At 59.8% G+C, this 24785-nt stretch carries 19 protein-coding genes and 1 pseudogene; 11 read left to right on the top strand and 9 right to left on the bottom strand.

Annotated elements, in window-relative coordinates; genetic code table 11:
* Positions 1–29: 29 nt before the first annotated feature.
* A complete protein-coding gene (locus HMPREF2919_RS01350; RefSeq protein WP_012902817.1) occupies positions 30–1091 on the bottom strand; it encodes an EamA family transporter in 1062 nt (353 codons plus the stop codon).
* Positions 1092–1362: 271 nt separating this feature from the next.
* On the opposite strand from HMPREF2919_RS01350, the gene HMPREF2919_RS01345 reads away from it, so the two are divergent.
* Positions 1363–2244 carry a hypothetical protein gene (locus HMPREF2919_RS01345; protein ID WP_049346152.1) on the top strand — a complete coding sequence of 294 codons (882 nt, stop codon included), beginning with the start codon at positions 1363–1365 and terminating at the stop codon, positions 2242–2244.
* A gap of 110 nt (positions 2245–2354) precedes the next feature.
* On the opposite strand, the gene purB is transcribed toward HMPREF2919_RS01345, so the two are convergent.
* The gene (gene purB / locus HMPREF2919_RS01340; protein ID WP_049357353.1) at positions 2355–3788 is read right to left on the bottom strand and encodes an adenylosuccinate lyase; all 1434 of its coding nucleotides are present in this window, start codon (positions 3786–3788) and stop codon (positions 2355–2357) included.
* Between the two features lie 291 nt (positions 3789–4079).
* On the opposite strand from purB, the gene HMPREF2919_RS01335 reads away from it, so the two are divergent.
* The 6 genes from HMPREF2919_RS01335 (at position 4080) to HMPREF2919_RS01310 (ending at position 12503) form a co-directional block, all read left to right on the top strand.
* Complete coding sequence (locus HMPREF2919_RS01335) at positions 4080–4673, top strand: hypothetical protein (protein ID WP_049349926.1); 594 nt, start codon at positions 4080–4082, stop codon at positions 4671–4673.
* 19 nt (positions 4674–4692) lie between these two features.
* Entirely contained in the window at positions 4693–6975 is a 2283-nt protein-coding gene (locus tag HMPREF2919_RS01330) for an extensin (protein WP_070665875.1), read from the top strand.
* A gap of 256 nt (positions 6976–7231) precedes the next feature.
* Complete coding sequence (locus tag HMPREF2919_RS01325; RefSeq protein WP_049349928.1) at positions 7232–8359, top strand: histidinol-phosphate transaminase; 1128 nt, start codon at positions 7232–7234, stop codon at positions 8357–8359.
* A gap of 413 nt (positions 8360–8772) precedes the next feature.
* On the top strand, positions 8773–9939 hold the full coding sequence (locus HMPREF2919_RS01320; protein WP_049349929.1) for a thiamine pyrophosphate-dependent enzyme: 1167 nt from the start codon (positions 8773–8775) through the stop codon (positions 9937–9939).
* Between the two features lie 2 nt (positions 9940–9941).
* The gene (locus HMPREF2919_RS01315) at positions 9942–10928 is read left to right on the top strand and encodes an alpha-ketoacid dehydrogenase subunit beta (protein ID WP_049346141.1); all 987 of its coding nucleotides are present in this window, start codon (positions 9942–9944) and stop codon (positions 10926–10928) included.
* 99 nt (positions 10929–11027) lie between these two features.
* Positions 11028–12503, top strand: coding sequence for a dihydrolipoamide acetyltransferase family protein (locus HMPREF2919_RS01310; RefSeq protein ID WP_012902826.1), 1476 nt, complete (start codon positions 11028–11030; stop codon positions 12501–12503).
* A 159-nt stretch (positions 12504–12662) separates the two neighbouring features.
* On the opposite strand, the gene HMPREF2919_RS01305 is transcribed toward HMPREF2919_RS01310, so the two are convergent.
* From HMPREF2919_RS01305 to HMPREF2919_RS09165, 3 genes are read right to left on the bottom strand one after another with little or no spacing between them, the layout of a single operon-like run.
* A complete protein-coding gene (locus HMPREF2919_RS01305) occupies positions 12663–13775 on the bottom strand; it encodes a hypothetical protein (protein ID WP_049346138.1) in 1113 nt (370 codons plus the stop codon).
* 33 nt (positions 13776–13808) lie between these two features.
* The gene (locus HMPREF2919_RS01300; protein ID WP_049353209.1) at positions 13809–14471 is read right to left on the bottom strand and encodes a sugar O-acetyltransferase; all 663 of its coding nucleotides are present in this window, start codon (positions 14469–14471) and stop codon (positions 13809–13811) included.
* Complete coding sequence (locus HMPREF2919_RS09165; protein WP_168165476.1) at positions 14471–14620, bottom strand: hypothetical protein; 150 nt, start codon at positions 14618–14620, stop codon at positions 14471–14473. Before HMPREF2919_RS09165 ends, HMPREF2919_RS01300 begins: the two co-directional genes overlap by 1 nt.
* Positions 14621–14767: 147 nt before the next feature.
* Here HMPREF2919_RS09165 and HMPREF2919_RS01295 point away from each other — a divergent pair, with 147 nt between their 5' ends.
* The 4 genes from HMPREF2919_RS01295 to HMPREF2919_RS01280 all read left to right on the top strand — a co-directional run bounded on the left by HMPREF2919_RS01295 (position 14768) and on the right by HMPREF2919_RS01280 (position 19640).
* Entirely contained in the window at positions 14768–16534 is a 1767-nt protein-coding gene (locus HMPREF2919_RS01295; protein ID WP_049353210.1) for a long-chain-fatty-acid--CoA ligase, read from the top strand.
* A gap of 328 nt (positions 16535–16862) precedes the next feature.
* Complete coding sequence (locus HMPREF2919_RS01290; protein ID WP_049346134.1) at positions 16863–17747, top strand: MetQ/NlpA family ABC transporter substrate-binding protein; 885 nt, start codon at positions 16863–16865, stop codon at positions 17745–17747.
* 141 nt (positions 17748–17888) lie between these two features.
* Positions 17889–18944 carry a methionine ABC transporter ATP-binding protein gene (locus tag HMPREF2919_RS01285; RefSeq protein ID WP_049353211.1) on the top strand — a complete coding sequence of 352 codons (1056 nt, stop codon included), beginning with the start codon at positions 17889–17891 and terminating at the stop codon, positions 18942–18944.
* Entirely contained in the window at positions 18945–19640 is a 696-nt protein-coding gene (locus HMPREF2919_RS01280) for a methionine ABC transporter permease (RefSeq protein ID WP_012902834.1), read from the top strand.
* Between the two features lie 153 nt (positions 19641–19793).
* Here HMPREF2919_RS01280 and HMPREF2919_RS09090 read toward each other — a convergent pair.
* The 4 genes and pseudogenes from HMPREF2919_RS09090 to HMPREF2919_RS01265 all read right to left on the bottom strand — a co-directional run.
* A pseudogene (locus HMPREF2919_RS09090) lies at positions 19794–19946 on the bottom strand (HAD family phosphatase); the annotation flags it as partial.
* A gap of 1420 nt (positions 19947–21366) precedes the next feature.
* Complete coding sequence (locus HMPREF2919_RS01275) at positions 21367–22131, bottom strand: HAD family hydrolase (protein ID WP_049353212.1); 765 nt, start codon at positions 22129–22131, stop codon at positions 21367–21369.
* Positions 22132–22306: 175 nt separating this feature from the next.
* Complete coding sequence (locus tag HMPREF2919_RS01270) at positions 22307–23725, bottom strand: FtsX-like permease family protein (protein ID WP_049353213.1); 1419 nt, start codon at positions 23723–23725, stop codon at positions 22307–22309.
* Positions 23725–24720 (bottom strand): ABC transporter ATP-binding protein, encoded by a 996-nt coding sequence (locus HMPREF2919_RS01265; RefSeq protein ID WP_083303606.1) that lies wholly within the window; start codon positions 24718–24720, stop codon positions 23725–23727. Before HMPREF2919_RS01265 ends, HMPREF2919_RS01270 begins: the two co-directional genes overlap by 1 nt.
* Between the last annotated feature and the right edge of the window lie 65 nt (positions 24721–24785).

Below are 24785 nucleotides of genomic sequence, written 5' to 3'. Positions count from 1 at the left end.
AGCCGTTGACACGGCTACAGTTCAGTAGATTAGAGGCCCTTCGCCTCACGGTCAGCCTTAATCTGTTCAGCCGACGGAATCGTAATAGAGTTAGTCGCCATCTGCGCAATATCCACCGCGTGCGCATCCACCGCACCCGGCAGGTAATGGTCCGCATCCTCCAGCGTGCCGTCCTCCTGCGCCTTCTTCTGCGCACGAGCGTGAGAAATCGAAATACCGATACTCGCCGCCACCAGCAGAGCAATAGCAACCCAACGAACCAGGCCGGTAGCCTCACCAAGCATCACAATACCCACAGCCGCCGCAATCGCAGGCTCCAGGGACAGCACCACGCTATAAATGTGCGCGGGCAGCAGACGCAGCGAAGAAACCTCACCCAGCGCCGGCAGGGCAGAAGCCAGCAGACCCATCAGGCAGCCAATAGCCAGCAGGTGCACATCCTGGGTGACCTTCAACAGGTTATTGCCGCTTATCAGGAACGGGAACGGCAGAACCAGCAGGGTAGAGACAACGTTACCCACGACCATGCCGCCCATACCCGGAATCAGAGCGCCAACCTTCTCAGTCGCCAGAATATAGGCGGCACGAGAAATAGCGGTCAGGATTGCGAAAACCACACCCATCAACGCGAAATCTTCAGGCTTCGCCTGGGACTCAGCAGTCAGAATCGCCATGCCCGTAAATGACAGAGCAATCCACACCAGGTCCAGCTTACGGCGCGACATAACCGTCGCCAGCACCAGCGGACCCATAAACTCAATAGCCACCGCAATTGCTAGCGGAACCTGCTCAATAGCCACATAGAAGAAGGCATTCGCACCGGTCAGGGCGACACCGAGGACAATGACCGCCATCCACTGCTGACGGGTCCACGAACGAATCTGCGGGCGGAAGAACACCCACAGCAGGATAGAAGATGTCAGCAGGCGCAGAGCGACCACGCCCCAGGGGCCCAAATCGCCCATGAGCTGCTTGGCAAGAGCCGCACCGAACTGCGCCGAAATAATCGCGCCGGTCGCGTACGCAACACCCAGCCCCTGAGTCGCCAGGGGAGAACGCGCAGCATTGGGCGTATGGGTGGAAGAAGTCATAGTATTCCTTAGGATTCAGAAGAGGTATTAGCCGCTATCTGTCATCAGGCGCAACCCGAATCTCCGTGAAGCAGGTCACGCACTATGCAAACAATGAATAGTGTGTAATCTACGACAATTTTACGCGCTTTAAAATTGGGCGCAAATAAAGACCAAAACACCCTAACAAGCGATCAAAAACCTCCACGCCCTCGGTGAAATTTCACCCCCCAAACCCCACCACAGGCCCCATATTCAGGAAAAATTCACCAAGCCGTGATTTACTGAGAGCATGCTTGACCCGAAGAAGTCTCTATTCGATGAAGACGGCAACCCCCGTCCCGCACTGACCACCACCCTCGACAACGTACTGCGCATGCAACGACCGCTCGCGCTGTCCATCGTCAAAAAACTGCGTGAAGCACACCCCGACGAAACCCCCGAACAAATCCACAAGCGCCTCGACCGCACCTACCTGCGTGACATCACCGCCATCGGCGGCGTCACCGGCGCATCCGCATTCGTGCCCGGCGTCGGCACCGTCACCTCCATGAGCCTGTCCGCGCTCGCAGTCGGCGGCTACCTCGAACGCACCGCACTCTACGCCCAGGCAGTCGCAGAACTGCACGGCGTGCACGTACACGACCCCGAAACCGCCCGCTCCATGGTCATGGCAATCATGCTCGGCGAAGAAGGCTCCCAGCTCATGAACACCGTGCTGCTGCAGACCGGCAAGGCAGGCGGTGTCTCCAACAAGTGGGGCATGCTGCTCGGCAACTCCTCCAGCGGCAAGATGTTCAGCGTCGAACGTACCATCCGAAACATGTTCATCCGCCGATTCCTCACCCGCCAGACCGGTGCACTGCTCGGCCGTGCCCTGCCCTTCGGCGTGGGCGCAGTCGTTGGCGGTGGCGCGAACCTGACCCTCGGCAAGGACGTCGTGCGCAACACCCGCCGAGCCTTCGGCGACGCGCCCGCCTACTTCCCCGCAGAGCTCATGATTACCCCGCGTGCACCGCGCGTACAGGGCGGCGAAGGTTCGGACGGCTCCTCCGGCGTGGCTGGCTCCCTGCTCAAGGGCGTCAAGGACGCAGGTAAGGCTGTAGGCAAGGTCTTCACCCGCGACAAGGGCAACGACACCGAAACCGGTCACCACCGCATGCTCGGCCGCTAAACCCGCTGGCTAACAGAACAAAGCAAAGACCCAACACGCTAAAGACCCCGGATCCCTGAACACAGGGACCCGGGGTCTTTAGCGTATAAACCGGTAGTGGGCGCTACGGACTAAGCGTTCTTCGCGTGATCCAGCAGCTGAGCCGCAATACCGTTATAGGTGTGCGGAGTCAGAGCCGACAGACGTGCCTCAGCCTCGGGGGAGAGGCCCAGAGTAGCCACAAACTCCTTCAGACGAGCAGCATCCACGCGGTGACCGCGAGTCAGCTCCTTCAGGCGCTCATACGGGTTCTCCATGCCGGGAACACCTGCAATAGCCTCAGCGCGCATCACCATCTGAATCGCCTCAGCCAGAACCTCCCAGTTGGAATCCAGATCAGCAGAAATAACGTCGGTCGCAATATCCAGACGCTGCAGACCCTTCACCACATTGGAGATAGCCAGCACCGAGTGACCAAACGCCACACCGATATTGCGCTGCGCCGACGAGTCAGTCAGGTCACGCTGCCAACGAGAAGTCACCAGGGTCGAACCCAGCGAATCCAGCAGAGCGTTGGACAGCTCCAGGTTAGCCTCCGCATTCTCAAAGCGAATCGGGTTCACCTTGTGCGGCATAGTCGACGAACCGGTCGCACCAGCCACCGGAATCTGACGGAAGAAACCAATCGAAATGTAGCTCCACACATCGGTGCAGAGGTTGTGCAGCACACGGTTGAAGTGCGCGATATCCGAGTACAGCTCGGCCTGCCAGTCGTGCGACTCAATCTGGGTGGTCAGCGGGTTCCAGGTCAGGCCCAGGTGCTCCACAAAACCACGAGAAACAGCCTGCCAATCAGCGTCAGGAACCGACGCATAGTGAGCAGCGTAGGTGCCGGTTGCACCATTAATCTTGCCCAAGAACTCAGCAGCAGCAACGTGCTTCACCTGGCGCTTCAGGCGGTACGCGAGCACGCCCAGCTCCTTACCCAGGGTGGAGGGAGTTGCAGGCTGACCGTGAGTGCGGCACAGCATCGGCACGTCGCGGCCTTCCTCAGCCAGCTTCAGCAGAACCTCAATCAGGTTCTCAGCAGCCGGAACCCACACGTTCTCAACAGCATCCTTGATGCCCAACGCGTAGGCGAGGTTGTTAATGTCCTCAGAAGTGCAGCCGAAGTGAACCAGCGGCACCAGGTGACCCAGGCCCAGGCCCTCCAGGCGGCGGCCAATGTAGTACTCGACCGCCTTCACATCGTGAACGGTGACTGCCTCAATCTCAGCCAGCTCCGCCACAGAATCAGCGTTGAAATCGGTCACGATGGCGCGCAGACCGTTCTTCTGCTCACCGGTGAGCGGGGACAGGCCCGGAAGAATCGAATGCTCGCACAGGTAGATGAACCACTCAACCTCAACGTGGATGCGGTCGCGGTTCAGCGCCGCCTCAGAAAGGTAGTTGGTCAGGGGGGCGGTCACGGATGCGTAGCGTCCGTCGAGGGGGCCCAGCGCAAGTTCGCCGGTGCCCAGGTCAATACGGCCAGAAGGCAAGAAGGTGTTATTGGTGTGAGACATAACTCTATTTTTGCATGAATTCGCCGAAAAAAAGAGGCGGGCAGAGCATATGGACGTGATGGGTGGCTGGGTTAGTTGCAGAAATATGACAAAACGAGGGGGTGCGGAGGGGGCATTTTTTGGGTTTTGAGGGGCAAAAACGTGCGAATTCTTCGAAACAAGCCTGAGTTATCCACAGGTTGGCGTACTCCGCCTGCACGGTCACCGCGGCAGATTTAGCCTAAAACAAACCCAAACACAGGACAGAAACAGGCGCACAAACAACCAGTCCAACCACCGAAAGGACGCCCCATGAACACAATCGTCGACACCGCACCGCCTCCCGCACCCCAGCTGCCCCGCATCGAACCAACCGATATCCTCCGCGCAGCAGGACACATGGGCATCGGCACCGCCGCCGGCCACGCCCTCGCCGAACAGCTCATGGCCGCCGCCGCCCTCGCCCGTGCCAAAGGCGCAGAACTCTCCCACAGGATGCGCACCGAAGCCCAAGAAATCCGCACCGCACACCAACGCGCCAACGAACTCAACGGCGACCGCTGGGCATCCGAAGCCGGACGCGCCTACCGGCGACAACTCGAAGAACACCGCGAAAAAATCCGCAACCAGGCCGAACAAGCCGAAGGCACCGCCGCCATGATTGCCGCAGCCGGAGAAGAACTCGCCAACGACCTCACCGGCAAAGCGCAGGCAATCAAAGCCGCCGCCTCCGCCGTAGATAACCTACTCGGCAAAATTGCCGACGGCGCTGCGGACGCACTCGAAAAGCTCAACCCCGGCGAAATCATCGCCCGCTCAGGCGTGCAAAAAGCCCAGTCAACGCTCGATTCGCTCATGCACGTGAACCTGCCCGACGGGCTGAGCTCGCTCATCCGAACCCACTAACCCCACCCTAGGAGACACCATGATTACCGGACCCACCGTTGCGCCCATCGGTGACCTCAGCAACTCCGCAGGGCCCACCGCAGGCACCATCAGCGTTGAGCTTGAAGAAATGCCCGCCATTGCCGACGGCCTCGACGCCGTCAGCCGCACCTGCGCCGACCGCACCATGCCGATTCTTGGCATCGCCACCGAGACTCGGCTCTTCCTCGGCATTAACGGACGTGCCCAGCAGGCTGCCGCTATTTGCGCCGTCCTTGCTGCAGACCTCGGTATGAGTGCCGCAAAGTTCGGCGTCACCGCAGCCACCGTCCGAGCCGCCCACAGCTCCTACCTGCAGGTTGAAAACACCGTCGCAGGCTGGTTCGAATCCATGGGCATCGCAAAGGACGGCAAGCTACCCGACGGACGCAGCACCCGAGGTCACTTCCGCGGCCTCATCGCTGGAGAACCCGGCGAAGCTACCTACCTCTTGAAGCTCACCATTCCCGAGCTTGGGTACTTCTCGGCATCTCGGACGCTACCGTATTCGCCTCTCGTGGCGGGTATTCTTTTCGGCTTCACCGCCTACATGGATGCCAAATGGAATCCTGAAATTGCCCGTCAGCGAGCATTTGACCGCCTTGCAAGCATGTTTGGCATTCCGCGAGGACTTGCTCGAAAGGCACTGGACGGTGGCCTATTCAGTATCGCCAAATCTGGAATCGATACCTTTCTTGGCGCTAAGGCTCATAATATTCGGACCGCTTCTGCCGACGAATACGGTATCGCTGCGCACCGCGGCGAGAAAAGCCAGCTCTCCATAGGCGCCAGCTCGGAGCGTCTTATGGCAGCGGCTAAGGCACAGGATCAGGAATTTGAGCGTTCCCGCCAGAACCCCTCGACCGCTGAACGTAGTGCCGTGCTCGTTACCGTTATGTACGAAGCAGGGCACGAAGGCGACCCAGCCCATGCCCTGTATGTGGTGAGCGTTCCAGGTACCAACTTTAACTCCTGGGGCGGATCCATCATAGATGTCCCTGGTGCCGAACGCGAAGCATTGGGCAAAGATACTATGGAGAACCCCGCATATCAGATGGTTTTGCAGGCTCTACGTGATGCCGGAGCGCATCAGGGTGCTCGTGTGTACATGGAGGGCTTCAGCCAGGGCGCCATGATTGCCTACAACATGGCGAATAGTACTGAAGTCGCTCAAGAAATCAATATTGTGGGTGTTTATGCCCAAGGTGCTCCGCTACGAGGCCTGCCGGCTAAACGCCGTGATTTTGCTGTGGACTACGTGGAAGGAGACGGTGACTGGGTTCCTGACTCAGCGGTGAATCCTCTTGCCCAAATTTTCGGGGGAACATGGAGTCCTGATGAACGCGATACAGTAATCACCGTCAATAACCCTGAACATCATGGCGAGAATTACCACGAAGCACTAAAACGTGAAGGGCATAGTGGCAAGGTGCCTGGCGGCATGCGCGCTGCAATGGAGGGTAAAGAGTACGCGCTGGGGGAACAGAAGGTAACCTCAGCCTCAAGCCTGCCGGACGGTCTGCCTCCCGCTCTACGAGTGGGTATAACTATCAAACGTACCGAGGTCTACGGCGGGGCAGCCCTTGCATCAGGAACTGTGCCTGGCCCCTTGGGTATAGCTGAGCTGGCTGATGAGAAGCCAGGCGAGCGTCTGGGGCGGGCAAAGCGTGGTATCGAAGATACCGTCCCCGCCGTCATCGAGGGCGTCAAAAAGACCCTCCCTCGCCCCGAGCCGACTCCGCAGGAGAAGCCTCAGGCCCCGGAGCCTGCATGGCCCGAAACCCCCGTGCCGCCGATGCCCAAGGTGCCCCTCCTGCAGGGATACAACCCGCAGAATATTCCGCCCGCCATCAAGATGCCCGCGGACCTGAGTCGTCCGGAGCCTGCGCCCATCAAGATGCCCGCTCGAATCGAGGCAGAGGGGCAGCTGCCCCCTGCAAGTCTGATCCCGCCGGACATTCTGCCCAAACCTGCAGATCTGCATACGCACATCGAAAAGGCTGTTACTCAGCCAATCATCGATCAGCTACAGCTCCCTACAGTTGGTTCCGCGCTCAAGAATCCTCCAATCTTCGGAGTCGGGCAAGGCGGAGACTACGACAGTAGCGAGTCGCTCATCCCCGCCCTACCGAATCTGAAGCCTGCACCCATGCTCCCGCCCAAGAGCATTGACCCCGGGTTCCTCGCATCAACTCCGCCCGAGAACATCGACCCCGGGTTCCGCGCCCCAGGCCCTCCCGAGGACCTGACTCCCATCGAGGAGCGTGAACCCCTGATGGTCTAAAAGCCCTATCTCAACGGCTCGGTGGAGGGTGGAGGGGACGAGTAGAGTAGAGAAGAGAAAAGGAGGGGCGCCACCGGGAACAACCCCGGCGGCACCCCTCCATCTTTTCGTACAGCCTTTGCGTACAGTGTGTGCTTCTTTGCGCACAGCGCTCGCGGCTAGCATCTGCTGCCTGCACAGCTACAGTTTGCTTGCGACCTGCTCTCCAGGTGAGAAGCGTTAGCCTCCGAGCCGCCCGCAGGCACATACTGGAACCATGAGCCAGTCAGCTGAACACGCCAACATCCCGGTCCGCCCCGTCTTCAACACCCTGCCCAGCTACGCGGCAGGCAAGCCGCCCGCACCCGTTGAAGGCCTCACCCAGTACAAGCTCTCCTCGAACGAGAACCCGCTGGGCCCCGTACCCGAGGTGGCGCGCCTCCTCGCAGAATTTGTGACCGTGCACCGCTACCCCGACCCGCTCTCCACCGCCCTGCGCCACAAGCTCTCCGCACGGCTCGGCGTGGACGCTGACGACATCGTCACCGGTGCCGGAAGCCTCGGTGCGCTCAACCAAATCCTCAAAACCTTCGCCGGCGTAAACGCCGACGGCGTGCAGGACGAAGTCATCTACGCCTGGCGCTCCTTCGAGGCATACCCGATCCTCGTCGGCATTATGGGCGCTCGCAGCGTGCAGGTGCCGAACCTGCCCGACGGCTCACACGACCTGGACGCCATGGCGGCAGCCATCACCAATCGCACCCGCCTGATCCTGGTCTGCACCCCCAACAACCCGACCGGCCCCGCCGTCACCGAGAGCCAGATTCGTGCGTTCCTGGCGAAGGTGCCCGCCCACATCCCCGTGGTCATTGATGAGGCGTACTTCGAGTTCTGCGCTGCCTCCACCGTGCCGGACAGTGAAGAAGCCCCGCTGAACGGCATGGACATCTACCGCGACTACGAGAACGTCATCATTCTGCGCACCTTCTCCAAGGCGCAGGGCCTGGCGGGTCTGCGCGTGGGCTATTCGATTTCGCACCCGCAGATTACGCAGCACCTGCGCGTGGCGGCGACCCCGTTCGCCGTGACGGCGCTGGCGGAGGCGGCGGCTATCGCCTCCATCGAGCATGAGGATGCGGTGATGGAGCGTGTGAGCCACCTGGTCGCTGAGCGTGAGCGCGTGACCGCTCGACTGCGCGAGCTGGGCTACGATTTCCCGAGCACCTACGCGAACTTTGTGTGGCTGCCCCTGGGGGAGCGCACGGGTGAGTTCGTGCAGTTGATGGCTGAGCATGCGCTGTCGGTGCGTGCGTTTGGCACCGAGGGCGTGCGCGTGAGTATTGGCGAGGTGGAGGCGAATGACCGTTTCCTCTCGCTATGTGAGGTCTTCGCGAAGGGGCTCTAGAGCGTCTTGTGAAGGGGCGGGAGTGCCCACCCTGCCCTGTTTGAGCCCTAATTGAACAATGTACTATTTTCCCTTGTCGAGGTTTGTTTGGGCTTTTCAAATGGTTCTCGCGCGGGAAAAATGATGGCCCCAAAAAGCTCTCAATAGTTAAATTAAACCTCCTATATATTCCCGAAAAAGAATATATAGGAGGTTTAATTTAATGATGTTCAAATAGTGAATGACAGGGCATAATACGCTGTGTTATCAGCGTAACTGCCGCGAGATAAAGCCGGAAAGAGTAGACTGGTAACTATATATGCCCAGACCCTCACAGGCCTGCCGGAACACCTCAAACCCTGCACCATCAGGTGAACGTTGAGACTAAAACCCAAGCCGCTGAGGGCCAAGCCCTCGTCACGTGTGGAGGTTAGATGCACGAGAACGACAAGTACCCGGGAGTGCCCGAGCGCATCCAGCTCATGGATGAGAACGGCACCGTCCACGAACACCCCACCTTCAGCCGATACGTCAAAGACGTCGATGGTGATATCCTGCGCGAGGCCTACCGCCTCATGTACACCACCCGCCGCTTCGACGATGAGGCGACCGCCCTGCAGCGCCAGGGTCAGCTCGCCCTGTGGGTTCCTAGCCGAGGCCAGGAGGCCGCGCAGGTCGGTTCCGCACTCGCCTACGCACCCAACGACTACATCTTCCCCTCCTATCGTGAGCACGCCGTTGCCCTGGCGCGCGGTGTGGATTTCCGCGACCTGATTACCATCTTCCGTGGCACCACCACCCACGGCTGGGACATGAAGGCACACAACTTCCACACCTACACCAAGGTGCTTGCCGCCCAGACCCTGCATGCAGTCGGCTACGCCATGGGTCTGAACTTCGACGCCGACATCGAGGCTGAAACCGGCATCCGCCGCACCGGTCAGGGCCAGGCAACCGACCCTGCCGAGGACACCCAGAAGCCTGCCGTGGCGGTCTACTTCGGTGACGGCTCCTCCACCGAGGGTGACGCGCACGAGTCCATGGTTTTTGCTGCCTCCTACAACGCGCCGGTGCTCTTCTTCGTGCAGAACAACCGCTGGGCTATCTCCGTGCCCTTCGAGGTGCAGTCCCGCGTGCCGGTGTCCACCCGCGCCGCAGGCTACGGCTTCGAGGGTATTCGCGTGGACGGCAACGACGTTCTCGCCGTGCTCGCCGCAACCCGCTACGCCATGGAGAAGATCCGTGCCGGTGAAGGCCCCGTACTGATTGAGGCCGAGACCTACCGCCTCGGCCCGCACACCACCGCGGATGACCCCACCAAGTACCGCACCGATGCCGACCTAGAAGGTCCCCTGCGCCGCGACCCCATGTTGCGCCTTGAGAAGCACCTGCGCGAGCAGGGCTACGCCGATGATGCCTTCTTCGAAGAGGTTGCAGAATCTGCGCAGCAGGTCGCGAACGGCGTGCGTGAGGCAGTGCTGAACTCTGAGGTTGCCGACTTTGAGTATTTCTTCGACCGCGTCTACGTGCAGGAACACCAGCAGGTGGAAGACGACCGCGAGTTCTATCGTAACTACGTTGCAGGCTTTGAAGAGGAGTAAGCATGAGCGAGAAAATTGAACGTTTGACCCTCGCCAAGGCGATTACCCGCGGCCTGGAAGACGCCATGGAAGCCGACCGCACCGTCGTCATGCTCGGTGAGGATATCGGCAAGCTCGGCGGCGTGTACCGTGTGACCGAGGGCCTGCAGGCGCGCTTCGGCAACCGCCGCGTCATGGATGCGCCCCTGGGTGAGTCCGGCATTATCGGCACCTCCATCGGTATGGCCCTGCGTGGCTACCGTCCCGTGCCGGAGATTCAGTTCGACGGCTTCGTGTTCCCCGCCTACAACCAGATCACGAGCCAGCTGGGGAAGATTCACAACCGCACCGATAAGCAGTACACGGTGCCGGTGACTATCCGCATTCCGTACGGTGGCGTGATTGGTTCGGTGGAGCACCACTCCGAGTCCCCGGAGGCGCTGTTCGCCCACACTGCGGGTCTGCGTATTGTGACCCCCTCGACCCCGCACGAGGCGTACTGGATGACCCGCAAGGCGATTGAGTGCCCCGACCCGGTCATTATTTTTGAGCCGAAGCGCCGCTACTGGCTCAAGGGTGAAGTGGACTTTAGCGACACTTCCTTTGATCCGTTTAGCGCCCAGGTGGTGCGTGAGGGTACGGACGCGACCATCGTTGCGTACGGTCCGCTGGTGCCGGTTGCTCTGGCTGCTGCGGAGGCTGCCGTGGAGGATGGCCGCTCGATTGAGGTCATTGACCTGCGCTCGATTTCGCCGCTGGACGTGCCGACCGTTGCCGCTTCGGTGGCGAAGACTGGCCGCCTGATTGTTGCGCACGAGGCGCCGACCTTCGGTGGCATGGGCGGTGAGTTGGCTGCGGCGATTACGGAGCGTTGCTTCTACAGCCTGCAGGCGCCGGTGATTCGTGTGGGCGGCTACTACATGCCGTACCCGATTTCCCGCGTTGAGGAAGAGTACGTGCCCGATATTGACCGTATTCTTGAGGCGGTTGACCGCGCTTTTGACTACTAGGCATTCCCTGATCTGACGTATCAGCGTGTTGCGCTATGGCGGGTTGCAAGCCCGCACAGAATATTCCGTATAGGGCATATGCCCTAGTGAGAGGTAAAAATGTCCCAGATTTTCCCGCTCCCTGACGTGGGCGAAGGCCTGACCGAAGCAGAAATCCTCAGCTGGAAGGTGGCAGTCGGCACCGAGGTCGCCATCAACGACGTCCTCGTCGAAATTGAAACCGCGAAGAGCGTCGTGGAACTACCCTCGCCCTTCGCCGGCACCGTCGAGGCGCTGCTCGTTGCCGAAGGCGAAACCGTTGAGGTGGGCACCCCGATCATCAGCATCTCCGGCGGCGACAACGCACCCGCAACCCCGGCGGCACCCGCCGCGGCAGAGGCTGAGTCCGGCACCGCACTGGTCGGCTCCGGCCCCAAGGCGGACGCTGTGAAGCGCCGCGCCCGCAAGCGCCCCGCCTCCGCGGCCCAGCCCGCACAGGCTGTTGCGGCACCGGTCGCACCGGCTGTTCAGGCACCCGTGGCGCACACCCCCGCCGACTCGGCGAACCGCAACCAGGGCCTGCTGAGCGAGCTGGCTGAGCGCGCCTCCCGCTTTGTGGAGAACACCCCGCTGAACTCGGTGGTGCAGCGTCTGGCACCCGAGCCCGCAGCGGCTCCCGCGCCGACTTTGGCTCCTGAGCAGGTTCCGCACCGCCCGACCCTCGCGCCGCCTCCGGTGCGTCTTGCCGCAAAGGAGCTGGGTGTTGACCTGGCGAACGTGACCGCTACCGGTGCGCGCGGCCAGGTGACCAAGCAGGACCTCATGAACTATGTGGCGCACCTGAGCGATGTGCAGCATAGCGGCGCCCGCCAGCCGTTCTGGCAGCCCGCAGCCACCCCCGGTGACCGCATTGAGCGCATCCCGGTGCGTGGCGTGCGTAAGGCTACCGCGAAGGCTATGGTTGCTTCGGCGTTTAGCGCCCCGCACGTGTCCATCTTCGTGGATGTTGATGCCTCCCGCACCATGGAGTTCGTGAAGCGCCTGAAGAAGTCCCGCCACTTTGAGGGCGTGAAGGTCACCCCGCTGCTGGTACTTGCCGCCGCGGTCATTTGGGCTGCTGAGCGTAACCCGCAGGTCAACGCGACCTGGACCGATAGCGAAATCCAGATTAAGCACTTCATGAACCTGGGTATTGCTGCGGCGACCCCGCGCGGCCTGATGGTTCCGAACATTAAGGACGCTCAGGAGCTGTCCCTGCGTGAGCTGGCTATCGCGCTGAACAACCTGACCACTCGCGCCCGTGAGGGTAAGACTCAGCCCGCTGAGATGGCGAACGGCACCCTGACCATTACGAACATCGGTTCGCTGGGTATTGATACGGGTACCCCGATTATTAACCCCGGTGAGGTGGCGATTGTTGCCTTCGGTACGATCAAGCAGAAGCCGTGGGTGGTTGATGGTGAGGTCATTCCTCGCTGGGTGACGACCCTGGGTGGCTCCTTCGATCACCGTGTGGTGGATGGCGACCTGTCAGCTCGTTTCATGGCTGATGTGGCTGCGATTCTTGAGGAGCCTGCACTGCTGCTGGACCACTAAGCGGAACATTTTGGCTAGTCAGCGCCGTATTGCTGGGTAGCTAAGGCCGTTTAGGATACAGATACTTAGATACAGAAAACCTCCGGTACCTTTCGTAAGGTACCGGAGGTTTTCTGCACGTTTTATCCCTATCGCAACGAGGCGCGGGTGCTTAGAAGACTAGGCGTCCTCGCGTGCCACCTGGTCGCTCGGGTACTTGTCCACGCGGCGGTGGTACAGGCGTCCCAATAGGCCGCCGAGGATAGCGCCGAGGAAGCTCAACGCCAGAACCAGCAGAACCGCGAGCAGGCCGTTCGCGAAATCGCCCGCAATCAGCTTCTGCAACGACAGGGACGCAACACTATTCTGGAACAGCTGAGGCATGAGGAAGGTCGCCAGGGATCCGAGGATGAGCGCCATAATCTGCCAGAGCCACACGGCAATGCCCTGCTTCGCGCCGGCGAATCGTGCCATGCGTCCCGCCGCGTAACCGCCCACCAGGTAAGCGAAGAAAATGAGCACACTCAACGCCACCGCGACCGGCACGGCGTTCGACGCGCCGCTGAAGAGTCGGGAGACCACCGAGGCGTATTCGATGGACTCGCTCTGACCGGTCAGGGTCAGCCACGACTGGATAGCCCACAGGCCACCGTCCATGAGGGAGATGGTGATCAGCCAGCCGAGCAGGCCGGGCAGTAGGTGCATGCGGGAGTAGCGGCTCTTCTGCATGGACAGTGCGGTTGCGGCGGTGAGGATGGGTTCCGAGCCAGCGGCATCACCTGCGGGGGTGGGGATGACGAAGTGGTCATCTGCCGCGGGGGCAGCCTGCGGGGCGCTGGGTGCCGCATGGGCGTTGCCGGGTGCGGGCACCTCGTAGCTTGCCGCTGCGGTCGGTGCGGTAGGGGGTGCGCTAGCTACGCCGCCGCGCACGTTGTCCGTGCTGGGGGCTGCAGGCTTGTCGAGCCAGCTGAGGTTGTCGGTAGCGGGTTCGCCCAAGTCAGCGCCGGAGTCTGCACTTTGAGCGGTGCTGTTTGCGGAGAGGAGCGGCTGCGTTGCGGTAGCCGCTTCGGTGAGGGGGCGGGTCGCATCCTGCGAGGACTGCGCGGAGGACTGAGCCGAAGAGGCCGCCTCGCGCGCCTTTTCGTGGGCGCGGCGTGCCGCGTTCAGCTCCTCATCGGTCAGAACCACGGTGGGGTCGTCGGAGGAGAATGCCGCCTCCCACAGGTCACTTTCGGTGGGGGAGGACGCCGCGGCGGCCGGATGCTGCTGCGGGGTGTTGTTCTGTGCGTTCATTAAATCCTTTGGATTCTAGTCCTGGGTGCTGATTTAGCGGTTGCGGTCAGCGTAGAAGGCGCGTGCTTCTTCCAGGGCTTCTGCGGAGTAGGTGTGCGGGTATGCCGGGCGTTCGTTCTCGTCCAGGGTACGGACCACGCGGCCGGGGTTGCTCACCACGAGGGAGTTAGCCGGGACGTCCTTGGTGACGACGGTGCCCGCGCCAATCACGGAGTTCTTGCCGATGGTCACACCGCCCAGGATGATGGCGCCGCCACCGATCCAGACGTTGTCTTCAACGGTGATGGGCTCGCCACCTTCCCAGTATGCGGCGCGGTCGATCGGGTTGAGCGGGTGGGTGGGGGTGAGGAACTGTACGTTGTTGCCGACGAGCACGGTGGAGCCGATGCGGATCGGGCAGACGTCCAGGAAGACGCAGCCAAAGTTGAAGAAGGAGCCGTCACCAATATAGGTGTTCACGCCGTAGTCGAAGCGTGCGCCGGGGCGGATGTGCGAGTGCTCGCCCAGGTGGCCGAGGTGTTCACGGTAGACGTGCATTGCCTGTGCCTGCTCGCCGCGTGCGTAGTGTTCTTCGGCGAGGATGGTGGCGGCGTAAATGCGCTTGAACTGTGCGGCGCATTCGGCGTCGGGCATGTAGGCGGCGCCGGAGACCATGCGGTTGAAGATGTCGCCGTTGGGGCGCTGCGGGGTGTGCATTAGTGGGCTCCTCCCAGAAGGTAAGCAAGTGCGATGATGGCCATTCCGAACAGGATGACGACTCCTCCGGCGATAGCGAATCGTTTGGAAATTTCGCGGAGGAGCTTCTTGAACTGTTCGTCAGTGATCTCTTGCTGTCGTTTACTCATGCTTTAAGTATCCCAGAGTTGCTTGGGTTTACCTTAGTGTTTCGGTGTTTATTGCGGTATCTGGGGCGGGCGTACCGTGTGATTTTCAGCGTGGGAAGAAGCGCTGCAGAGTTGAAGCCTGCGGGGGCGGGAAGGCACAATCATTGCATGACTGAGGCTCAGAAGAACACGAACCTGCAGGATGCGGCGGCTCCTGCATCCCCCGCTGGCGCGTCGGCTGGCGCGCATCCGTTGGCGCATCGTCCCTGGTTGAAGAACTATGCTACGTGGACTGCACGCGATATTGAGCTCCCGGAGACGTCGTTGAGTCACCTCATTGATGAGGCGGTCCGCACCGTACCCCACAAGGTGGCGCTGGAGTTTTTTGGCGCGACCACGACCTACGCTGAGTTGGGGGATCAGATTGAGCGTGCGGCGGAGGGTCTGCGTGTGGCGGGCGTGCAGCCGGGTGACCGTGTGGCGCTGATTTTGCCGAACTGTCCTCAGCATATTGCGGCGTTTTACGCGATTCTGCGTCTGGGTGCGATTGTGGTGGAGCATAACCCGCTGTATACGGGCGCGGAGTTGCGCCACATGTTTGAGGACCACGGCGCGAAGGTCGCGATTGTGTGGGATAAGATTGCCTCGCATATTACGGGTCTTCCGGCGGATATCCGCCCGAACCATATTTATTCGGTGAACATGATTTCGGCGATGCCCGCGCTGATGCGTACCGCGCTGAAGCTGCCGTTGAAGAGCGCGCGTGCTTCGCGTGAGAAGCTGACCGGTCCTGCGCCGGGTACGGTGCCGTGGGCTCAGCTGGTGAAGAGCGAGCGTATTGACCCGTCGCATCGCCGCCCGACCGCGCACGATATTGCGCTGCTACAGTACACCTCGGGTACGACCGGCCTGCCGAAGGGCGTGATGCTCACGCACCGCAACCTGGAGTCTAACGGCCGCATGGGTGAGGCATGGATTAACCCGGGCGATGACGAGGTGATTTACTCGGTTCTGCCGCTGTTCCACGCCTACGGTATGACCCTGGGCGTGACAATTGCGTCGCTGTGCCGTGCCCGCCTGGTGCTGTTCCCGACCGTGGACATGGACCTGATTTTGAAGGCGATGAAGAAGACCCGCCCGACCATTCTTCCTGCGGTTCCGCCGGTGTATCGCCGCCTGATGGATGAGGCGAAGAAGCGCGGCGTGTCCCTGGAGGGTATCCGTTACTCGGTCTCCGGTGCGATGAACCTGCCGCCTGAGCTGGTTGCCGAGTGGGAGGAAGCGTCCGGCGGTTTCATGGTGGAAGGCTACGGCCTGACCGAGTGTGCGCCGCTGGTGTCCTGCAACCCGCTCAATGACACTCGTCGCGCCGGTTTTATTGGTGTTCCGTTCCCCTCCACCGATATTCGTGTGGTGGACCCGGAGACCGGCGAGGACGTGCCTGATGGTGAAGAGGGCGAGCTGTGGGTGAAGGGCCCTCAGCGTTTTGCTGGTTACTGGAAGCGTGAGGACGAGACGGCGAAGACCATCACTCCCGAGGGTTGGCTGCGTACCGGCGATATTGTGCGCCTGGATGAGGACTACTTCATTCAGATTGTCGACCGTATTAAGGAAGTCATTATTACCGGCGGTTTCAACGTCTCCCCGACGGAGGTTGAGGTCGCCCTCAAGCAGCACGACATGGTCGCGGATGCGGCGGTCGTCGGTATTCCGCTGCCCGCCGGTGGCGAGATGGTCGTTGCCGCTGTGGTTGCCGCCCCGGGCCGAGTGGTCCAGGAGCATACTCTGCGCGAGCACTGCTACTCGAAGGTGACTCGTTATAAGGTTCCGCGCCGCATCGTGGTGGTGGATGATCTGCCCCGTTCGATGCTGGGTAAGGTTCTACGCCGTAAGGTGCGTGAGCAGCTGATTGCTTCGGGCGAGTTCGATCAGTAGTACTGGTTGATTCGCCGCCTGCTCGTAATGAGTGGGTTAGATGGACGCTGGCTTGGGTTTTTGTACCCTTGCCGGCGTTTTGTGTGCGCCTGAATACACCGGCAATGACACCGTCAATGACGCTTTATAACCTGGAAATAATCACCGCATGACGAAATATGACAAAATATGACGACCTTGACGTTCTGTGTCTCATGAATAGCTCTTAACTTCCACACCCGCCCCCGCCCGTGCTGTAATTGTCCCATCATCATTCCCATCGGACGTGCTAGTACCAACGTCAGCACCCGGTGGAACGCATCATCATTCAACAGAAAGATTCATAGCCGTGAAGAAGTTTGCTGCTGCACTCGCAGTTGTCCCCATGGTCTTTGGCCTGGCAGCCTGCGGTTCCACCAACTCCTCCTCTTCCTCCTCTTCCGAATCCAAGAAGGTCACCATCGGTGTGGTTGGCTCTGAGAAGTTCAACAAGACCCTGAAGGAAGAAGCTAAGAAGCAGGGTATCGACATTGAGTACAAGGAGTTCAGCGCTTACACCGAGCCGAACCCCGCACTGGACGCCGGTGACATCGACATGAACCGCTTCCAGCACATCGCGTACCTGTCTAACTACAACGTGAGCGCTAACAAGGACCTGCAGATTGTCGGTCCGACCGTCATCTACCCGATGGCTCTGTTCTCCAAGAAGCACTCCAAGTTGGCTGACATCCCCCAGGGCGGCGAGATCGTTATCCCGAACGACACCGTGAACGAGGCACGCGCACTGAAGCTGCTGAAGACCAACGGTCTGGTCACCTTCAAGAACGCTGACGTTGACGCACCCACCATCGACGACGTGGACACCGCTAACTCCAAGGTGAAGGTCACCCCCGTCGACGCAACCCAGACCGTGGTTGGCATGGAGTCCGCTGACGGCGCAGTCGTCAACAACGACTTCCTCAAGGATGCAGGCCTGAAGCCCGCAGACGCACTGGCTCAGGACGACCCCAAGACCGACCCCTCGGCCATCAAGTATGTGAACCTCTTCGTTGCTCAGAAGGACAAGGCTGACGACGAGACCTACAAGAAGATCGTCGAACTCTTCCACTCGAAGGCCGTCATGGACGTCGTTCAGGAAGAGACCCGCGGCACCGCTGTTGAGGTCAACGTGAGCACCGACGAGCTGCGTCAGTCCCTGGCTAACGAAGAAGCCAAGCTGCGCGCCAAGAAGTAATCTTCTGAATACACGCCTCTTCTAGGCATACGCAAAGGCGGTAAGTCTAAGAACCCGATGCGGGTGAAGGCTTACCGTCCTTTGCGTAACGGCGTTAAGGCCCTTTAGCGCCCCAACCACGACATTTACGGATACATATTTATGAGTGAACTGGCACAGAGCTTCGGCGACAGCACCTCGCCCATGGTGGTTCTGGACGGAGTCTCCAAGGTCTTCGGCAACGGCCCCAAGGCAGTAGTTGCTGTCGACAACGTCTCCCTCACCATTAACCGCGGTGAAATCTTTGCAATTATCGGCTACTCCGGCGCCGGTAAGTCCACCCTGGTCCGCCTCATTAACGGCCTGGAAACCACCACCAGCGGCACCCTGACCGTCGGCGGCTTCGAAATTTCCGGCAAGCGCGACTCCGAACTGCGCGAAGCACGCACCAACATCGGTATGATCTTCCAGCAGTTCAACCTGATGAACTCCCGCACCGTGCTCGGTAACGTCGAGTTCCCCCTGAAGATTGCCGGCTGGTCTAAGAAGGACCGCCGCGCCCGCGCCCTGGAAATGCTCGAGTTTGTGGGTCTTGCCGACCGTGCAGGCCACTACCCGAACCAGCTTTCGGGCGGTCAGAAGCAGCGTGTGGGTATTGCCCGTGCGCTCGCGACCAGCCCCGCCCTGCTGCTGGCGGATGAGTCCACCAGCGCGCTGGACCCGGAAACCACTCATGAAGTGCTCGCTCTGCTCAAGCGTGTGAACCGCGAACTGGGTGTGACCGTCGTGGTCATTACCCACGAGATGGACGTGGTCTCCAGCATCGCTGACCGTGTGGCGGTCATGGAGTCCGGCCGCGTGGTCGAGCAGGGCAACGTCTACGACGTCTTCTCCAACCCGCAGACCGACGTGGCAAAGCTGTTTGTGGCAACCACCGTCAAGCTCGCCCCCACCGGCAAGGAAGCGGCTGAGCTGCGCGCAAACCACAAGGGTTACCTCATCAACGTTGAAATCGTGGAGGGTAACCAGGAGCTCGGTAAGGTGCTGTCCTACCTGGGCGCCCGTAACGTCCGCTTCAACATTGTGGGCGGCGGTATTGAGACCCTGCAGGGTAAGGCGTACGGTACCCTCACCCTGGAACTCCTTGGCGAAATCACCAGCATTGATGCCGCCGTTGCCGAACTGAAGACCGTTGCCCGCGTGCAGGAGGTGCGCTAAATGTTTGCTACTACTCTTCCGCTGGCTGCGTCTAAGACGGACTGGTCCGAGTTCCTGCCCGAGAAGCTGCTCCCGGCTATCGGCGATACGTTCTACATGGTGTCTATCACCATGCTGTGCGCCGGTCTGGTCGGCCTGATTGTGGGTGCTCTGCTGTACACCACCCGTGAAGGTAACATCTTCCAGAACCGCTTCGTGTACACGATCCTGAACATTCTGGTGAACGTGATTCGCCCGATTCCGTTCATTATTTTGATTGCGGCTTTGGGCCCGCTGACTAGTGCTGTGGTGGGTACCCGCCTGGGCGTGAACGCTGCGGTCTTCGCGATGAGCTTCGGTGCTGCGTTCGCTATTGCCCGTATCGTGGAGCAGAACATGGTCTCCATTGACCCGGGCGTGATTGAGGCGGCGCGTGCGATGGGCGCTTCGAAGCTGACCATCCTGTTCACCGTGATGATTCCGGAGGCGCTTGGCCCGCTGATCCTGGGTTACACCTTCCTCGTCATTGGCGTGGTGGATATGTCCGCTATGGCCGGTTACGTGGGTGCTGGCGGTCTGGGTAAGATCGCGATTGTGGACGGCTACCAGCGCTTCAACGATGAGATCACCTGGGCTGTTGTGGCGATTATTATCGTCCTGGTTCAGCTGGTTCAGTTCATCGGTAACTTCCTGGCGAAGAAGGTTATGCGCCGATAAGCTCGTGCCCCTTGTAGGCCTTGTAGGTACTGTAGGTACGGCTGATACAGCATAGAAGACCCCCGGTCTGCTCCTTGAGGAGCGGGCCGGGGGTCTTTCCTCGTACCGGGTCTTTCTTGATGCTGCTACGAGGGCGGCGGGTGCAGCTTAGCCCTGCGCCGCCTCCAGGTACATATCCGGGGCGGGCTTACCGGTGGGAACGTCGTTGCTGCTGACCCAGGTGCGCACCAGCGGGGCGTAACCGTAGCTTTCCATTTTCAGGGTCAGAATGTTCGCGGTGGAGTTCGACGCCACCGCAACCGGCATGTCTATGACCTACACATCAACAACACCGCCAGATCACAGGGCGAATGCCCTCCGCGCGGAAGATTAGAGCCTTCCGCCATCTATGCGAAGAGCGAGCCGTTTGTGCTTCTTATGCTTCGCCAATCGACCGACCGAGCCGACCGACTGGCCTGTGTTGTTTGTTGTGATGCCCCTTGTGCTTTTCATTCAAATACCTTTGTGTATTTTGTTTGGAAAGTACAAGGGCATTCGCTTCTCTCTCCCCTCACCTCTCTCAGCCTGAGCTGTGAGGTTGAGTCTTGGAACAGAAGGAGAGAAGCCAGAGAGAAAAAGAGCCTGAGCGTTAGCGAAGTCCGCTTAAGCGGACGTAAAATAAAAGTTCCTAGACCGTAGAACTGAAGTGAGAGAGTTGTGAGGACAAGACCAGAGTTATCTCCTGCTCGTAAGAGAAGAAAAGCATACGCACGTAGGAAAGAAGAAGAGAGGTGGGTGAAAGCAGCAGGGGAAGTGAAGACTGTTTACCGCTGTATCTGCGATAAGAACCTAGAAATGTGTAAGGCAGAGGAGCATCCGAAGCGCAATAAGACGACTTAGGATGTAAGTTTGCTGAGGAGAGAGAACGGGCTGGGAGCTTTAGCAGCTAAATACTATAGTGTGCAGTGGCGCAAATTGTTATTGAATCATTACTAAAATAATTTTGACTCCCATTTTGCTGATTGATATCATAAAAGTGTTCTGTTTCACATCAAACTAGAGATATTATCAACAGCTAGAGAGGGACAGTCAATGAAAAATGTTAGTAAGTCAATTGCAAGTTGTATTTCTGTAACTGTAGCGATAGGTGATTAAAGTGGTCGACACTAGATACATACCGGTACCTGAATTATGTTTCGCAGGTTATTCTTTCTATTATTTTACATCTTCGCATGATTCAATGTTTTATAATGTTGCCGGTATTTTAATTCTTTGTGGATTTGTTGGGTACTCTGCATATCGTGCAAATAAGAACTACGTACAACCTGCGGCATCCTTCATAAAATCCGTATTTTTTATGTTGGCTGTGGTAATTTTACAAGTGTATTGGCTTGACCCTTTGGCTCAGGTTGTAGTTCTACTTATGAGTATCCAGTACGCTTTTGTTTTCTATAAGCAACAGCCGAAATAAGCATCCTTGGAGTTCTAAAACACCTAGCATCACGAGAACCTGCCAATGTTCAGGTTCTCGTGATGTTTTGTATTGGTACCGTTTAGTGAGACTTTGGAAAAGTAGCGCTCCGCGAAAGTGCTGATGAGGTCAAAGGGCTACAAGAGCGGGTGCTAGAGAGGCAGCTGATAAGCATAGAAGACCCCCGGTCTGCTCCTTGAGGAGCGGGCCGGGGGTCTTTCTTGATGCTGCCTATCAGGTGAGGCGGTGGCGCGGTGAGGCGTCTGCGGTACGTGCTTAGCCCTGCGTTGCTTCAGACTGCTGAGCTGCCTCAAGCTTGGCGATCCAGGTGCGTGCCGCCTCCCAGAGCTGCGGGTCATTGAACGAATCGAAGCGCCCAAAACCGGCCGGTGCCTTTGCCGGGTCGGTGCCTTCCGGAACGTAAATCATGACCTTCGTACCGGCGTCACGTGCCGCCTGCGCGCCCGCGGGGGAGTCCTCGAACGCCAGCGCCTCGTGACCTTCAAAGCCGAGGCGACGTGCCGCCTCCATGTACATGTCCGGGGCGGGCTTACCGGTCGGAACGTCGTTGCTGCTGACCCAGGTGCGCACCAGCGGGGCGTAACCGTAGCTTTCCATTTTCAGGGTCAGAATGTTCGCGGTGGAGTTCGACGCCACCGCAACGGGCATGTGCTCGCTCAGGAAGCTCAGGAACTCCTGCGCGCCCTCGATCAGGTCCACGCCGGAGCTGATGACCTCGTGCTCGGTAGCGAGCAGGTCCTTCATCACACGTTCATGGTGCTCGGCGTACTCTGCGGAGGCGGTGTCCGGCTTCTGGCCGTTCTGCGCCTCGTAGGAGAGCAGGGCAAGCTCCTCGGCGACGTCGGCTGCCGCCAGGCCGGTGAGGCGGTGCTCGACCTCCTCGGTGAAGGGAACAGACCAGCGTGCGAAAAGCTCACGCTGCACATCGTTCCAGACGGTCTCGGAGTCGAGGAGGATGCCGTCGCAGTCGAAGATTGCGCAGCGGGGAAACCAATCGGAGGGTACTGTGTGTTCAAACATAATGTCAGTCTCTCACAGGGCTTGAGGCTATGGAAGCGGTGGCACGATGCGTGAGAAAACATGCGGGGCACACGCCGGGTGAGGGCACAAAAGCACGCGGCACATAAGTAGGCATAAAGAAACCCCCCCGCCGCATCCAGAACGGATGCAACGGGAGGGCAGAAGCTAAAACAGTTTAGAGAGCGGACACCGGCTTATGAGTCACCTGACGCATAAACGGAATGGTCGCCAACAGGCCCACATAGACCAGCGCCAGACCCAGCGCAATAGCGCCGAAGGTCATACCGAACATCTTCGTCAGAATCTCACCCGAAAGACCCTGCGCCGCAATCAACGCCGTCAGCGGCAGACCCAGCAGCGCAGAAACCACGCTAATGAGCACCAGCGGACCGAAAACCACGGTAAGGCGCGAAGCCTGCAACATCCTCGTGGGGGTACCCATCATATTCAGCGAAGAGTACAGCGAACCACGCTCGTAAATGGCGGCGCTCTGGTTCAACACTGCGGAGAGGGTGACCAGCAGGTACGAGAAGAACAGCATGAGCAGCATGCCCTGGAACATGTCCGACATGATGGTCATGAAGGGGCCGGCGGCGGGGCCTACCTCCTTCGCCGTTTTGTTCATCTCACCCGCCAGAATCAGGATGGGGCCGAAGAAGGTCACCAAGAAGGTCGACAGTGCCACACCCGAAACCTGACGCCACGCCCCGCGCGGGGACTCCAGCACCGCACGGTAACCCAGCAGAACCGACGCCTTCTGGGTCATGCGCACACGAATCTTTGCGTATGCCCACACCAGGAAGGTACCAATCAGGTCGATAGCAACCATCATCAGCAGACCCGGCAGAGCAATGAAAATCGCTAGGTTCTTGATCGCGCTATCGGCACCGCCGTCCTGGAAGGGGGAGAACATGCTAAAACCCTTCGAGGTCGAAGCCAGAATCATCACGGCAATGACCAGAACAACACCGATACCCAGAGCAATGTAGCCGGCGGAACCAGCCTTCGCGCGGGTACGCACACCCAGCGGGCTGATGCTGACCTTCGCCAGACCGAAGAGGGAGCTAAGAGCCGCCAGAACCATACAGCCCAGGAAGCAGTAGAAAATCACGCTCACCGGCAGGAGCATATTCTCAGCACCCAGCGGAACGTTCATGAAGTGCAAAGCGCCAAAGGGGAAAATCAGCACCAGGTAAAGCAGCAGACCGATGACGAAACCCACAAGAGAGTACACCAGCGCGTCCGCAACGGACAGACCCACAATCAGGGTTGTGGAGGCACCAATCAGGCGCAGGGACGCCAGACGCTCATCACGGCGGCGGGCACTCAAACGAGCAGCCGAAGCGCCCAGGGTAAAGAGCGGAACAATCAGCACCAGAGCGGCAACCCACGCCAAACCCATGTAGAGCTTCTGAATGCCCATCAGGTTGATCATTTCGTGGTCAACGTTGGCGTGCTCAAGCCACGTGCTCAGCGCCTGAACACCACCGGCAACCGTCAAAAACAGTGCCGAGGAGGCGGCAAAAGCCAGTACGGGAAGAATCGCCTGCGAACTCCATAGGGTTCGCTTGGCGAGTAGAGCATAGATTTGCATTATGCACCTGCCTGAGACTGAGCGCCGAAGCTCTGAGCGTGGTTCTGGGAAGCGGGAACACCGCCCTGGCTATTGCGCTGGTCGCTCACGATCTGACCGTCCTGCAGGTACACCACGCGGGAGCACGCCGCCGCCACGTTCGGGTCGTGAGTAACCACCAGCAGAGTCTTACCCTGCTGCGGAATCATGGTCAGCAGCAGAGCCATCACCTCACGGGCGGTCTTCGAATCCAGCGCACCGGTCGGCTCATCCGCGAAAGTCACGGGGGCACCGTTCACCTGGGAGCGGGCAATCGCCACACGCTGCGCCTGACCACCGGACATCTCACCCATACGGCGGTCCAGCATCTGCCCCAGACCCAGGCGGTTCAGCAAATCAATCGAAACGGAGCGTGCCTGCTGGCGCGGCACACCGGCAATCATCGCGGCGAGGGAGACGTTCTCCTCCGCAGTCAGCTCGGGCACCAGCAGACCCTGCTGGAACACGAAACCAAACGAGTTAGCGCGCAGGGAGGTGCGCTCACGCTCGCTGAGGGACTCCACCGCCACCTGACCGGTGGGGCCATTGAACAGCACGGAACCGGCATCGAGCTTGATAATGCCCGAGAGCGCGTGCAACAGGGTGGTCTTACCCGAACCGGAAGGACCCATAATCGCCACGGACTCGCCGGGGAAAATATCGAGGCTCACGTTACGCAGCACCGGGTTATTGCCGTACGACTTGTGCAGGTTACGGGCAGAAATAATCGCGCCGCGCGCGAAGGGCGCCTGCTGCATCTGCTGAGGTGCCTGAGCCGGGTAGCCCTGCGGCTGACTCTGGTAGTAGCCCTGCTGGCCGGGCTGGCCGGGCTGACCCTGCTGGGGATGACCTTGCTGAGCGGAATACTGACCGGCAGGCTGCGCCGCCTGCGGAGGGGTCATTGAGTACGGGTTCTGAGCCTGGAACTGCGGGTTCTGGGTTTGAGGATGGTTCTGGGATTGAGGATTCTGCGTCATGACAACCTTCATTGGGTATGAACTAACGGAAGTACACTTCTATCATCTCAGCTTCTTGGCGGCTC

The sequence above is a fragment of the Rothia sp. HMSC068E02 genome, assembly GCF_001813565.1.
In the GTDB taxonomy this organism is placed as follows: Bacteria; Actinomycetota; Actinomycetes; order Actinomycetales; family Micrococcaceae; genus Rothia.
This window is presented reverse-complemented; position numbering and strand designations above follow the sequence as displayed.